This is a genomic window from Xenorhabdus ehlersii (genome assembly GCF_003610465.1).
Taxonomy (GTDB): domain Bacteria; phylum Pseudomonadota; class Gammaproteobacteria; order Enterobacterales; family Enterobacteriaceae; genus Xenorhabdus; species Xenorhabdus ehlersii.
Map to the genome: position 1 here is coordinate 189,121 of NZ_RAQI01000006.1, position 15,646 is coordinate 204,766.

At 50.3% G+C, this 15,646-nt stretch carries 3 protein-coding genes; 1 reads left to right on the plus strand and 2 read right to left on the minus strand.

The genetic code is table 11. The features are described from left to right. Nucleotides 1-34: 34 nt before the first annotated feature. A complete protein-coding gene (yfcD, locus tag BDE27_RS17310; RefSeq protein ID WP_099132012.1) occupies nucleotides 35-553 on the plus strand; it encodes an NUDIX hydrolase YfcD in 519 nt (172 codons plus the stop codon). Between the two features lie 102 nt (nucleotides 554-655). On the opposite strand, the gene BDE27_RS17315 is transcribed toward yfcD, so the two are convergent. Both BDE27_RS17315 and BDE27_RS17320 read right to left on the minus strand, forming a co-directional pair. After that, entirely contained in the window at nucleotides 656-1,273 is a 618-nt protein-coding gene (locus BDE27_RS17315) for a beta/gamma crystallin domain-containing protein (protein WP_099132011.1), read from the minus strand. 309 nt (nucleotides 1,274-1,582) lie between these two features. Then, nucleotides 1,583-15,646 carry a non-ribosomal peptide synthetase gene (locus tag BDE27_RS17320; RefSeq protein ID WP_244208829.1) on the minus strand — a complete coding sequence of 4,688 codons (14,064 nt, stop codon included), beginning with the start codon at nucleotides 15,644-15,646 and terminating at the stop codon, nucleotides 1,583-1,585.

Consider the following 15,646-nt stretch of genomic DNA (forward strand, 5'->3'; position numbering starts at 1 on the left):
GTAACATGCAACTCATTGATAAAAGGTTTTTAGAATGATGCAAGAAAAATCAGCAAATATTGAATGGATTGACATTGTCAATGAAGACAATGAAGTCATTGCGCAATCGTCTCGTCAGCAGATGAGAGCGCAAAATTTGAGGCATCGTGCCACTTATGTTGTCGTGCATGATGGAATGGGCAAAATTCTGGTTCAGCATCGTACAGAAACGAAAGACTTTTATCCGGGAAAATTGGATGCAACGGCTGGTGGTGTTGTGATGGCGGGAGAAACTTTGCTTGAGGCTGCGCGTCGGGAAGCCGAAGAGGAATTGGGGATTGCAGGTGTTCCTTTTGCCGAACATGGTGTTTTTTATTATGAAGAGGACACTTGTCGTATATGGGGTGGTTTGTTCAGTTGTGTGAGCCATGGACCATTTGCATTGCAGGAAGAAGAAGTCGCCGCAGTTTACTGGTTAACGCCACAAGAGATCACGGCGCGTTGTGATGAGTTCACACAGGATTCACTGAAGGCTCTCTCCTTATGGTTAGCGCGTAACAATCAAGTGGAGTAGTTTGTCAGGGGGATGTCTATTTACAAAACATACCCCTTTTTTATTACATGCTTTGTTATTTTATGAACATTAGTAAATATCTAATTTGGTATTTCACTTTTATTAATTAAATTTTTCCAGGAAGAATTTAAAATGATAACCATCTATTTTTTCAAACCGAATATGGGGTGGTTTGGTTGTATCATAAGTAATGATTTCAAGACCTTGATCATCATGTTTAAAATAGACGGCTCCTTGAGTAACCGGAATATTCTTCTGATCAAAGACGACAACGAATGCCACATACTGTAGACCATCTTTAGGAATTAACCCGACTATTTCATAGTCTCCATTTGAATAGCAATCTACGGGATTGGGAATTTTATAGGTTTGAATATGAGCTCTGAATATTTGATCAACACCTGATTCATTAATCAATTTTACCGCGAGTAAATCACGGTTTGCGGGTGATACAATAAACTTTGATAATCCTTGAATATCGCTGATATCTGGTTGGCTTGTATCCCATTCACGGTAAATTTGTCCTGCTTGACTATCATTTCCATGTCGCCAAGCGAACACGATAGAATTTGTTCCAATTTTAACGGAACGAAACTTATCATTTAATGGAGTACCAATTAAATTAACTTCCTGACTATTTTCTGAATATGCATAAATATCCCCGCTATAATTCTTTTCAGTATAGAATATAGCACCATGAATTAATTTATCTTTAGACATAATGGCTTTTTTCCTTATGTTTGATAACTGAGATGAATAACTAGAATAAGGGGGTGTGTTTATATGTCAAGGTGAGGGGTGGCTCTTATATTGAATCTGGCCTTTAAAAAGTATTCATTTAGTTTTATATTGTTTTTGATTAATAAATAACACCATTTAAAATTGTAAGATTTATTTTTATTCTGTTTTTATCACTGTTTTTTATTTTAATTTCCTGAGATAAAAAAACCTCGCTATTTTCAACGAGGTTTTTTAGTGGATAAGGCAGCCATTAGCTGCCAGCAATTTATGGGTGGTTTATATTTATACTCATTTATTCACACCGACTATAGCGGATGCTAAACCCTGAACGCAAGGTTGACGCATAATCGTTATGTGGTCACCGGATAAAGTTTCGGAGATAACTTCTCCAGTCACTAACGTTTTCCATCCATCAATAATGCTCTCAACAGAGGTATTTCGTCCTTCATATTCTTGGTTATCGTTAGCCAGAAACAGATGGAGTGTTCCTGGATAGCGTTCTTGCGGCTGATAAGTTGCCAAAGAGTGAGCTTTAAAAACACTTAAATAGGTGGCGATTTCTTTAAGTTCAAGTTGAGGCGGTAAGAGTTCCTCTTCAATTAGACGAAGTCGCAAGTTATCGAGTTGTTCTTCTTCTGTCATGGATTGGAATTCTTCTTCGGTAAAGTTTTCCTCTGCTCCCTCCAATGCAGCAAGTACATTGCCAAACTCGGCCAGCCAGCGGCTATTAGGCCATTCTGATTCGATCTCTTGGGTTAAGCTCTCCAGAGGGGATTCACAATCAACTAAAGCCAGCAAGCCAATGCTTTCACCTTGCTGGAGGAGTTGTCGGGCCATTTCGAATGCGAGCCAGCCTCCGAAAGAGTGTCCACCTAAGTAATAAGGGCCATTTGGTTGAACTTTCTTAAGATCATCGATCATAACGCTGGCCATTGCTTCAAGGCCGTTCATCTCAAGGTATGGTGGGGGATCGCTGCGTCCATCTAACTCTGGTGATTGCATACCCCAAACGGAATAAGCACCTTCCAATGCTGTCGCCAATTCCCGTAAATAGAGCACATGCCCTCCGGCGCCGGGAGCAAAGAACAGCGGTGTTGCTTTGATGTTTCGTGACAGGCCGACCATAGAACCAACATAGATATTATCTCGATCTTCAATGGCTCTGGCTTGTTCTTTGATAGTGGTAAACGTCATCAAGCTCGCCATCATATTCTGCTGAAGTCCAAGTTTTTCAATTGCCAAAGAGCAGGCTTTCAAAATAAGCAGCGAATGTCCTCCTAACTCAAAGAAATGGTCATGCCGGCTGACACGTTCTAATCCGAGCAGATCTTGCCAAATTTGCGCCAGTGTTATTTCAACCTCACCTTGAGGGGCTTCATAATCACGGGCTACGATGGCAGATTGATCGGGAGCAGGGAAAGCCTGACGATCGATTTTGCCATTAGAGGTAAGCGGGAAAGTGTCAAGGGTTACAAATGCACTGGGCAGCATATACTCGGCAAGATGTTGAGCAAGTTGCTGACGCAGCTCACTGGGAACCAAGTTTACACCGGATTCAGGCTGAACATATGCAACGAGACGTTTATCATCAGGTGTTATTTCTCGGACCAGGACAATGGCTTCCTGCACGCCCTGGCATTGCGCCAGACGAGTTTCTATTTCACCGAGTTCAATGCGGAAGCCACGGATCTTAACCTGAAAATCATTGCGTCCCAAATACTCAATCATACCATTGGGTAACCAACGTCCCAGATCACCCGTTTTGTACATACGGGCATCTGACTGTTCGCTAAACGGATCCGCCACAAATTTTTTCGCAGTTAAATCGGGGCGATTGAGATAGCCACGGGCAACACCTGCTCCACCGATATGGATTTCACCACTGACACCTAGGGGAACCGGCCGGCCGTGTGTATCCAGAATATAAATACGGGTATTGGGCAGCGGATAACCAATCGGGATAATGTCAGTCAATTCAGGCGAATCTTGACCTTTATCATTGAGGGTTAAGGTGGTGGCAATTACCGTGGTTTCGGTAGGGCCATAAGAGTTAATCCAGCGGCAGGATTGCGTTTCTGCTATAGATTGCCAGCTCAGCAAATGGCGTAGTTCCGCTTTCTCACCACCGACAATAACTGTGCGCAGGTATTGGCTGAAACCACTGCGTCCTGCCATCATCTCTTGTACCCATTGATGCCAGAAGGCGGTGGGCATATCCATGATAGTGATTTTCTGCTTATTTAACAGATCGACAAATTCTGCATCTGGTACACGGATATGAGCAGGACGCAGAACCAGTGTCGCACCGGCGGCCAGGGTGGGGAAAATATCGGATACCGAGGTATCAAAGGCAATGGTTGCAAATTGCAGGATACGATCCCCCAATTGTGGTTCGCTGGTCTGGTGCTGAGCATGGATAAAGTTCACCACATTACGGTGCTCCAGCATCACACCTTTGGGCTGACCGGTGGAGCCGGAGGTATAGATGATATAAGCCAGATGATGGGGCTTAAGTTGCACATCAGGATTATGGATCGGCTGTTGTGCCACGTTATTTCGCTGGGTTTTATCGTCCAGCAACCAGACGGGCAGGTCTGCTGATGGTAACAGGTCCTGCAAATGTTGCTGCGTCAGCAATAACACCGGTTGGCTGTCCGACAACTGGTAGGCCAGACGTTCGGCCGGGTACTCCGGGTCGAGCGGAACATAGCCGGCCCCTGCTTTAAGAATAGCGTACAGGCCAATAATCAAATCCAGACTGCGGTCAACACAAATCGCGATGCGATCATCAGGGCGTATCCCCGCGGCAATCAGTTGGTGGGCCAGTTGGTTGGCATGGCGGTTCAGTACCGCATAACTCAGTTCGTGCTTATCAAATACCAGCGCAATGGCATCCGGTGTACGTGCGGCCTGTTGTTCAAACAGTTGGTGGATTAAGGTGTCTTGCGGATATTCGACTGCGGTATTGTTAAATGTTTCCAATAGTTGGGTGCGTTCGGTCAATGGCAGGATATCGATAGTGTGGATCGGTTGCTCAGGCGCAGATTGCAGGGCTGCCACAATGCCTTGCAAGGCTGTGTTCATATAGGCATTAATACGAGCGGGATTAATTTGCTGGCTGCATTGTGCCGTGAGTGCAAATCCCTCATCAAAATCGTCCACATCCAGTGACAAGGGGTAGTTGCTGCGCTCTTCACTCTCTATCTCACCAATGCCTTCCCAGGCGATTGAGGCCACTTGTTCCTCATCACGCGGACTGTGGCGGAAATTCAGCAGGCTGTTAAACAGCGGTAAGGGCGGCTGGACGCCACTGCACCGCTGGGCAATCGCCAGCGGGGTCTGTTCATGATCCAGCAATTCGCTCAGGCGCTGATAGGTTTCCTGTACCGCCTGCTTCACGGTACGGGCTTGTAGCTGGATACGGACTGGCAGGGTATTGATAAACATCCCCAGCACCTGAGAAGCGCCCATGCCGCCCTGTAACCGACCTAATAACACAGTACCGAAGACCACGTCCTCACGGCCGCAACATTGCGCCAGCACCTGGGCCCAGGCCACATGGAACAGTACGGCGGCACTGATACCCGATTGGCGGGCGCAATCCCGGATCTGGCGAGCCAGCTCGTCATCTAACGTGACGATATCTTCCACGATTTTATCGCGGCTGTTTCCCTGCACATCCAGTAACCCAAACGGTAAAGTTGGCTCGTTTACATCGCCCAGTAATTGCTGGAAATAAGCCTGATGCACTTCAATCGGCACCTGACGGGTTTGAGCGATAAAATTGCGGTAAGGCAATGGAGCGGGCAGGTGTTCTTCCTCCCCCTGCATCAGCGCCTGTACTTCGCTGAAAATGATGTCCAGTGACAGATGGTCACACACCAGATGGTGATGCAGCAGGCTTAACCACCACCGTTCGGTGTCAGGATCTTGGGCCAGATAAGCAGCCAGTAATGGGGCGCGGGTAATATCTAACCGTATTCTGTCCGGATCAGTCAGACGCCGTAGTTGAGTCTCGGCACTTTCTCCTGCGGATAACGTCAGTTCTGTTATCGGCAGTGGCGCATGACGGTAGACCACTTGCACAGGGATCGGAAGTTGCTGCCAGTGAAAGGCACTGCGTTGAATATCGTGCCGGTCAATCACCCGCTGCAACGCCTGCAAGAAACTGTCCAGCCGTGGTCGGCTGTCAAAGTGCATCAGAATATTTTCAAGATAGGTGTCACCGGTTTCTGCCAGTAAATGGTGGAACAGGATACCTTCCTGCAAGGGGCCAAGCGGGTAAATATCCTGAATATTGGCGACACCGCCCGGAACATGGTCAACAATATGGTCAATGTGGGCCTGGGTTAATGTCACCAGTGGCAGCATAGCCGGCGTAATGTGCGGACTGTCTTCGCGGATCTGGTTAGGCGGAATGACAGAGGTCTCCGCATTTTGCTTCTGATGTAAGCGGGCGCTCATGGCCGCCAGGGTGGGGGCAGAGAAGACCGCGCTGACCTCCAGAGAAAACCCTTGCTGGCGTAACTGTTCGATCAGACTGACGACCAGCAGGGAATGGCCGCCCAGTTCGAAGAAGTTGTCATGGCGCCCGACCTGTTCCAGTTCCAGAATCGATTGCCAGACTGCCGCCAGTTTCTGCTCGGTTGCGCCTTGTGGTGCTTCGTACTCACGGCTGACGATAGCGTGCCGATCCGGTGCCGGCAGTGCGTTGCGATCCAGTTTGCCGTTGGCGGACATCGGGAAGGCGTCCAGCATCACAAAGGCACTGGGCAGCATGTACTCCAGCAGGCGGGTACTGAGTTGTTCACGCAAATCAGCCGGTTTTAGCGTGATGCCGGTTTCCGGGATCAGATAAGCAACCAAACGCTTATCACCGGTGCCTTCTTCACGGGCGATCACCACGGCATCGCTGACACCTTCGCAAGCCACCAGTTGCGCCTCAATTTCCCCCAGTTCAAGGCGGAAACCGCGTAGCTTGACCTGAAAATCATTGCGCCCTAAATATTCAATCGAGCCATTGGGCCGCCAGCGTCCCAAATCGCCGGTTTTATACATGCGCGCATTTGGCTGCTCGCTAAACGGATCTGCCACAAATTTCTCCGCGGTTAAATCCGGGCGATTGAGATAGCCACGGGCCACCCCTGCGCCGGCAATATGGATTTCGCCACTGACGCCAATGGGAACCGGCCGGCCGTGCATATCCAGAATATAAATACGGGTATTGGGCAGCGGATAACCAATCGGGATAACACCATTGAGGTGCGATGAATTTTGATGATCCAATGTCAGCGTGGTGGCAATCACCGTGGCTTCGGTGGGACCATACGAGTTAATCCAGCGGCAGGATTGGGTCTCCTGATGAGACAGCCAGCTGATTAAATGGCGGTACTCCGCTTTTTCGCCGCCCACAATAAGGGTATGCAGATAGGGGCTAAAGCCACTGCGTCCTGCCATCATCTCCTGTACCCAGTGGTGCCAGAAGGCCGTGGGCATATCGATAATGGTGATCTTCTGCTCACGCAGGAAGGTGACAAAAGTGATATCCGGTATCCGGATATGGGGCGGACGCAGAACCAGTGTTGCTCCCGATGCCAGGGTGGGGAAAATATCGGATACCGAGGTATCAAAGGCAATGGTCGCAAATTGCAGGATACGATCCCCCAATTGTGGTTCGCTGGTCTGGTGCTGGGCATGGATAAAGTTCACCACATTACGGTGCTCCAGCATCACGCCTTTGGGCTGACCGGTGGAGCCGGAGGTATAGATAATATAGGCCAGATGATGGGGCTTAAGTTGCACATCAGGATTATGGATCGGCTTTTGTGCCACGTTATTTCGCTGGGTTTTATCGTCCAGCAACCAGACGGGCAGGTCTGCTGATGGTAACAGTCCCTGCAAATGCTGCTGCGTCAGCAATAACACGGGTTGGCTGTCCGACAACTGGTAGGCCAAACGTTCGGCCGGGTACTCCGGATCGAGCGGAACATAGCCGGCTCCTGCTTTAAGAATAGCGTACAGGCCAATAATCAAATCCAGACTGCGGTCAACACAGATTGCCACACGATCATCAGGGCGTATCCCCGCGGCAATCAGTTGGTGGGCCAGTTGGTTGGCATGGCGGTTCAGTACCGCATAACTCAGTTCGTGCTTATCAAATACCAGCGCAATGGCATCCGGTGTACGTGCGGCCTGTTGTTCAAACAGTTGGTGGATTAAGGTGTCTTGCGGATATTCGACTGCGGTATTGTTAAATGTTTCCAATAGTTGGGTGCGTTCGGTCAATGGCAGGATATCGATAGTGTGGATCGGTTGCTCAGGCGCAGATTGCAGGGCTGCCACAATGCCTTGCAAGGCTGTGTTCATATAGGCATTAATACGAGCGGGATTAATTTGCTGGCTGCATTGTGCCGTGAGTGCAAATCCCTCATCAAAATCGTCCACATCCAGTGACAAGGGGTAGTTGCTGCGCTCTTCACTCTCTATCTCACCAATGCCTTCCCAGGCGATTGAGGCCACTTGTTCCTCATCACGCGGACTGTGGCGGAAATTCAGCAGGCTGTTAAACAGCGGTAAGGGCGGCTGGACGCCACTGCACCGCTGGGCAATCGCCAGCGGGGTCTGTTCATGATCCAGCAATTCGCTCAGGCGCTGATAGGTTTCCTGTACCGCCTGCTTCACGGTACGGGCTTGTAGCTGGATACGGACTGGCAGGGTATTGATAAACATCCCCAGCACCTGAGAAGCGCCCATGCCGCCCTGTAACCGACCTAATAACACAGTACCGAAGACCACGTCCTCACGGCCGCAACATTGCGCCAGCACCTGGGCCCAGGCCACATGGAACAGTACGGCGGCACTGATACCCGATTGGCGGGCGCAATCCCGGATCTGGCGAGCCAGCTCGTCATCTAACGTGACGATATCTTCCACGATTTTATCGCGGCTGTTTCCCTGCACATCCAGTAACCCAAACGGTAAAGTTGGCTCGTTTACATCGCCCAGTAATTGCTGGAAATAAGCCTGATGCACTTCAATCGGCACCTGACGGGTTTGAGCGATAAAATTGCGGTAAGGCAATGGAGCGGGCAGGTGTTCTTCCTCCCCCTGCATCAGCGCCTGTACTTCGCTGAAAATGATGTCCAGTGACAGATGGTCACACACCAGATGGTGATGCAGCAGGCTTAACCACCACCGTTCGGTGTCAGGATCTTGGGCCAGATAAGCAGCCAGTAATGGGGCGCGGGTAATATCTAACCGTATTCTGTCCGGATCAGTCAGACGCCGTAGTTGAGTCTCGGCACTTTCTCCTGCGGATAACGTCAGTTCCGTTATCGGCAGTGGCGCGTGACGGTAGACCACTTGCACGGGGATTGGCAGCGCTTGCCAGAGGAAGGCACTGCGTTGAATATCGTGCCGGTCAATCACCCGCTGCAATGCCTGCAAGAAACTGTCCAGCCGTGGCCGGCTGTCAAAGTGCATCAAAATATTTTCAAGGTAGGTGTCGCCGGTCTCGTCCAGTAAATGGTGGAACAGGATACCTTCCTGCAAGGGGCCAAGCGGGTAAATATCCTGAATATTGGCGACACCGCCCGGAACATGGTCAACAATATGGTCAATGTGGGCCTGGGTTAATGTCACCAGTGGCAGCATAGCCGGCGTAATGTGCGGACTGTCTTCGCGGATCAGGTTAGGCGGAATGACAGAGGTTTCCGCATCTTGCTTCTGATGTAAGCGAGCGCTCATGGCCGCCAGGGTGGGGGCAGAGAAGACCGTGCTGACTTCCAGGGAAAGCCCTTGCTGGCGCAACTGTTCGATCAGGCTGACGACCAGCAGGGAATGGCCGCCCAGTTCGAAGAAGTTATCATGGCGCCCGACCTGTTCCAGTTCCAGAATCGATTGCCAGGCTGCCGCCAGTTTCTGTTCGGTTTCGCCTTGTGGTGCTTCGTACTCACGGCTGACGATAGCGTGCCGATCCGGTGCCGGCAGTGCGTTGCGATCCAGTTTGCCGTTGGCGGACATCGGGAAGGCGCCCAGCATCACAAAGGCACTGGGCAGCATGTACTCCAGCAGGCGGGTACTGAGTTGTTCACGCAAATCAGCCGGTTTTAGCGTGATGCCGGTTTCCGGGATCAGATAAGCAACCAAACGCTTATCACCGGTGCCTTCTTCACGGGCGATCACCACGGCATCGCTGACACCTTCGCAAGCCACCAGTTGCGCCTCAATTTCCCCCAGTTCAAGGCGGAAACCGCGTAGCTTGACCTGAAAATCATTGCGCCCTAAATATTCAATCGAGCCATTGGGCCGCCAGCGTCCCAAATCGCCGGTTTTATACATGCGCGCATTTGGCTGCTCGCTAAACGGATCTGCCACAAATTTCTCCGCGGTTAAATCCGGGCGATTGAGATAGCCACGGGCCACCCCTGCGCCGGCAATATGGATTTCGCCACTGACGCCAATGGGAACCGGCCGGCCGTGCATATCCAGAATATAAATACGGGTATTGGGCAGCGGATAACCAATCGGGATAACACCATTGAGGTGCGATGAATTTTGATGATCCAATGTCAGCGTGGTGGCAATCACCGTGGCTTCGGTGGGACCATACGAGTTAATCCAGCGGCAGGATTGGGTCTCCTGATGAGACAGCCAGCTGATTAAATGGCGGTACTCCGCTTTTTCGCCGCCCACAATAAGGGTATGCAGATAGGGGCTAAAGCCACTGCGTCCTGCCATCATCTCCTGTACCCAGTGGTGCCAGAAGGCCGTGGGCATATCGATAATGGTGATCTTCTGCTCACGCAGGAAGGTGACAAAAGTGATATCCGGTATCCGGATATGGGGCGGACGCAGAACCAGTGTTGCTCCCGATGCCAGGGTGGGGAAAATATCGGATACCGAGGTATCAAAGGCAATGGTCGCAAATTGCAGGATACGATCCCCCAATTGTGGTTCGCTGGTCTGGTGCTGGGCATGGATAAAGTTCACCACATTACGGTGCTCCAGCATCACGCCTTTGGGCTGACCGGTGGAGCCGGAGGTATAGATAATATAGGCCAGATGATGGGGCTTAAGTTGCACATCAGGATTATGGATCGGCTTTTGTGCCACGTTATTTCGCTGGGTTTTATCGTCCAGCAACCAGACGGGCAGGTCTGCTGATGGTAACAGTCCCTGCAAATGCTGCTGCGTCAGCAATAACACGGGTTGGCTGTCCGACAACTGGTAGGCCAAACGTTCGGCCGGGTACTCCGGATCGAGCGGAACATAGCCGGCTCCTGCTTTAAGAATAGCGTACAGGCCAATAATCAAATCCAGACTGCGGTCAACACAGATTGCCACACGATCATCAGGGCGTATCCCCGCGGCAATCAGTTGGTGGGCCAGTTGGTTGGCATGGCGGTTCAGTACCGCATAACTCAGTTCGTGCTTATCAAATACCAGCGCAATGGCATCCGGTGTACGTGCGGCCTGTTGTTCAAACAGTTGGTGGATTAAGGTGTCTTGCGGATATTCGACTGCGGTATTGTTAAATGTTTCCAATAGTTGGGTGCGTTCGGTCAATGGCAGGATATCGATAGTGTGGATCGGTTGCTCAGGCGCAGATTGCAGGGCTGCCACAATGCCTTGCAAGGCTGTGTTCATATAGGCATTAATACGAGCGGGATTAATTTGCTGGCTGCATTGTGCCGTGAGTGCAAATCCCTCATCAAAATCGTCCACATCCAGTGACAAGGGGTAGTTGCTGCGCTCTTCACTCTCTATCTCACCAATGCCTTCCCAGGCGATTGAGGCCACTTGCTCATCTTCACCTGGGCTATGGCGGAAATTCAGCAGGCTGTTAAACAGCGGTAAGGGCGGCTGGACGCCACTGCAACGTTGGGCGACAGCCAGAGGTGCCTGCTCATGTTCCAGTAGTGCGGTTAACTGCTGATAAGTTTCCTGTACTGCTTGTTTAACGGTACGTGCCTGTAACTTAACGCGAATAGGTAAGGTATTGATAAACATCCCCAGCACTTCGGATGCACCAACCCCACCTTGTAACCGTCCCAACAGAACAGTGCCGAATACGACATCATTCCGTCCACTGCATCGAGCCAGCACCTGTGCCCAGGCCACATGAAACAGTACGGCGGCACTCATACCCGATTGACGGGCGCAATCCCGGAGATTTTGGGCGAGCTTGCTATCCAGAGTGAGAACATCTTCCTCTATTTCATTGAGACTGCCACCTTGTACATCAAGTAACCCAAATGGCAGAGTGGGTTCTTCCACATCTCCCAATAATTCGCGGAAATAGTTTTGGTGAACCTCCAACGGCACGTTGCGGATCTGCGCGATAAAGTTTCGGTAAGGCAGTGGTGTTGGTAAATTTTCACTTTCACCCAAAAGTAAGGTTTGTATTTCACTGAATATCATATCCAGTGATATGTGATCACAAACTAAGTGGTGATACAGCAAGGAGAGTAACCATTGATCGGAGGCTGGATCTTTGGCTATATGAGCAGCTAACAGTGGTGCTTTGGTTATATCCATCCGTATTGCACGGGGATCGGTAAGGCGGCGTAGCTGGGTTTCTGGGGGGGCCTCTGCCGATAGCGTGAGCTCAGTGATCGGCAGTGGTGCATAACGATAGACGATTTGTACTGGTTTAAGAAGCTCTTTCCAGTAAACGGCGCTGCGCAGAATATCGTGCCGGTCAATCACCTTCTGGAGGGCTTGCAAGAAAAGCTCCAACCGCGTCCGGCTGTCGAAGATCATCAGATGGTTGTCCAGATAGAGATCACCTTCTGTTTCCAGCAAATGGTGGAACAGGATGCCTTCCTGCAATGGCCCCAATGAGTAAATGTCCTGGATGTTGGAGATACCGTCTGTTACATGGGAAACAATCTGATCTATCTGGTCTTGGGTCAATTCCACCAGTGGCAGCATATCTGGCGTAATGACAGAGCTGTCTTCTCTAATCAGGTTAGGCGGTACGTCCTGTAGGGTTGTAGTCTGAGTGTTATTATGACGGATTAGGGCGCTCATAGCCGCCAGTGTGGGGGCAGAGAAGACCGCGTTGACATCCAGAGACAGGTCGTGGAGGCGTAGTTGCTCAATCAAATTGACCACGAGCAGTGAATGCCCACCCAGTTCAAAGAAATTGTCTTGCCGCCCGACTTGTTCCACATTCAACAGGGATTGCCAGACTACGGCCAGTGTTTGTTCAGTTTCGCCTTGTGGAACTTCATATTCACGGTTGACGATAGCGCTCCGATCCGGCGCCGGTAGGGCTTTGCGATTCAGTTTACCGTTGGCGGACATTGGGAAAGCACCCAGCATAACAAAGGCACTGGGTAGCATATGTTCCATCAATCGGGTGCTCAGTTGCTTACGTAATTCAGCCGGACTCAGTGTCATGCCGGTTTCGGGGATCACATAAGCGATTAAACGTTTGTCACCGGTGTCTTCTTCACGGGCAATCACCACGGCATCGCTGACGCCTTCGCAAGCCGCCAGTTGCGCCTCAATTTCCCCTAATTCAATGCGGAAACCGCGTAGCTTGACCTGAAAATCATTGCGCCCTAAATATTCAATCGTGCCATTGGGCAGCCAGCGCCCCAGATCGCCGGTTTTATACATGCGGGCATCGGGCCGGGCGCTAAACGGATCTGCCACAAATTTCTCTGCGGTTAAATCGGGGCGATTGAGATAGCCACGGGCCACCCCTGCACCGGCAATATGGATTTCACCACTGACGCCAATGGGAACCGGCTGACTCTGGGTATCCAGAATATAAATGCGTGTATTGGGCAATGGATAACCAATCGGGATAACACCGTTGAGGTGCGATGAATTTTGATGATCCAATGTCAGCGTGGTGGCAATCACCGTGGTTTCCGTGGGACCATACGAGTTAATCCAGCGGCAGGATTGGGTTTCCGGATGAGACAGCCAACTGATTAAATGGCGGTACTCCGCTTTTTCACCGCCCACAATGAGGGTGTGCAGATGTGGGCTAAAGCCACTGCGTCCTGCCATCATCTCCTGTACCCAGTGGTGCCAGAAGGCCGTTGGCATATCGATAATGGTGATCTTCTGCTCATGCAGGAAGGTGACAAAAGTGATATCCGGTATCCGGATATGGGGCGGACGCAGAACCAGTGTTGCTCCCGATGCCAGGGTGGGGAAAATATCGGATACCGAGGTATCAAAGGCAATGGTCGCAAATTGCAGGATACGATCCCCTAATTGTGGTTCACTGGTTTGGTGTTGGGCATGGATAAAATTCACCACATTGCGGTGTTCCAGCATCACACCTTTAGGCTGTCCGGTAGAGCCGGAAGTATAGATGATATAAGCCAGATGGTGCGGCTTAAGCCCCAATTGATCGGTATCGGGATTATGGGCTAGTTGTTTTGCCACGTTGTCCCGATTATGTTGATCATCCAGCAGCCAGACAGGGGTATCCTGTATTGGTAAACGGGTCTGTAGATGCTGTTGAGTCAGCAATAACACCGGCTTGCTGTCCGATAATTGGTGGGCCAGACGTTCGGCTGGGTATTCCGGATCGAGTGGAATGTAGCCGGCGCCGGCCTTAAGGATAGCGTACAGACCAATGATCATATCCAGACTGCGCTCAGCGCAGATTGCCACGCGATCATCGGGGCGCACGCCAGAAGCGATCAAATGGTGTGCCAGTTGGTTAGCGTGGCGGTTTAGCTCTGCATAACTCAGTTGGCTATCGCCAAACACTAACGCCGTGGCGTCAGGGGTTTGTTCCACCTGTTGTTCAAACAGTTGATGAATCAATAACGTTTGTGGGTATGGGAAGGCCGTATCATTGAAATCGTCTAACACTTGAGTGCGTTGGTATGGTTGCAATAGTGGTAAACTTTCCACTGGTTGCGAATCATCTTTAACCATCGCGGTCAGCAGGGTTTGCAGGTAACTGGCGATGCGTTCAACGCTGGCATGGTCAAACAGATCACTGGAATATTCCAGGCCACCCACTAAGCCATTTTCAGTATCATTTATCGAGAGGGACAGATCGAAATGCGAGCTGTTTTCGGCCAGGTTGATTTCACTAATAGTGATATCCGGTAATGCTATATTCTGCTGTCCAGGGGTATTATCCACTGACATCATAACCTGAAAAATCGGACTGTAACTGAGGCTACGTGGTGGTTTGAGTACTTCCACCAACTGTTCGAATGGCAGATCCTGATGCGCGTAGGCATTCAGTGTATGGGCCCTAATCCTGGCTAGCAAAGCGCTGACCGTTGGATTGTCATCTATTTGAATTCGCAGAGCCAGTGTGTTAACAAAAAATCCAATTAACGGCTCTAATTCGCTATATTGCCGATTAGCGACAGGTGTGCCAATCACCAGATCTTTCTGCCCGCTAAGACGGGACAGCAAAGTTGCCCATCCCGCCATCAGGGTCATAAATAATGTTGTCCCGTGACGCTGGCAAAGGTTTCTTAATCCGGCACTCAGTTCCGGTGACAGAGTGATATCAACATACCCTCCGGCATAACTCTGTTTCTCTGGACGTGGCCTGTCTGTCGGTAGTTCCAAAAGTGCAGGAGCATCCTGTAACGCATCGCGCCAGAAATTCACCTGTTTTTCCAATAGTTCTCCCTGTAGCCACTCCCTTTGCCAAAGGGCATAGTCAGCATATTGGAGTGTCAACGCGGGCAGGGGATCACCCTGTCCTTCGCTGAACGCATGATAAAGCGTGGATAGCTCGTGCATCAGGATATTAAGAGACCAACCATCGGAAATAATATGATGCTGGGTTAATAGTAGGATATGTTCATTTTCAGCCAGTCGCAGCAAGCGTCCCCTGATTAGGGGACCTTGTGCGAAGTCAAATGGCTGGCTGGTTTCACGCTGGATTGTCTCTTCGATGATAGTTTGTTGCTCTTCCGCAGGCAGATGGCTGAGATCTTCCACTGCCAAAGAGAAGCCGCTATCTGGTTTACCAATAATTTGTAGGGCCTGGCCTTCGGCCATCTTGATGCCCTTGGCTCTCTTGATCGTAGTACGTAAAATTTCATGACGAGCAACAATTCTGTTTAATGCTGCTTGCAGGGCATCTAAATTCAGATAACCTTGCAGACGCAGACCACCTGGAATGTGGTATGCCGTTTGTGCTGCTGGATCTAACTGTGCCAGGAACCATAAGCGTTGCTGTGCCCAGGATAGGGGAAGCGTTTGCTGATCAGCGTTTCTCGGTATAATTTGCCTTTTTTCTCCGATCTGCTTGTTTTCCCCAATCTGACTGTTTTTAATGCGTTCTTTAATTTTTTTCTGGAGTACCGCTTGTCTTAATTCAAGTAGGCTTAGTTCTTCGTTACTCAT

Bases quoted from the DNA above. Each gene is read 5' to 3' on its own strand.
- yfcD (WP_099132012.1), top strand. From the start codon at position 35: ATGATGCAAGAAAAATCAGCAAATATTGAATGGATTGACATTGTCAAT.
- BDE27_RS17315 (WP_099132011.1), bottom strand. From the start codon at position 1,273: ATGTCTAAAGATAAATTAATTCATGGTGCTATATTCTATACTGAAAAG.
- BDE27_RS17320 (WP_244208829.1), bottom strand. From the start codon at position 15,646: ATGAGTAACGAAGAACTAAGCCTACTTGAATTAAGACAAGCGGTACTC.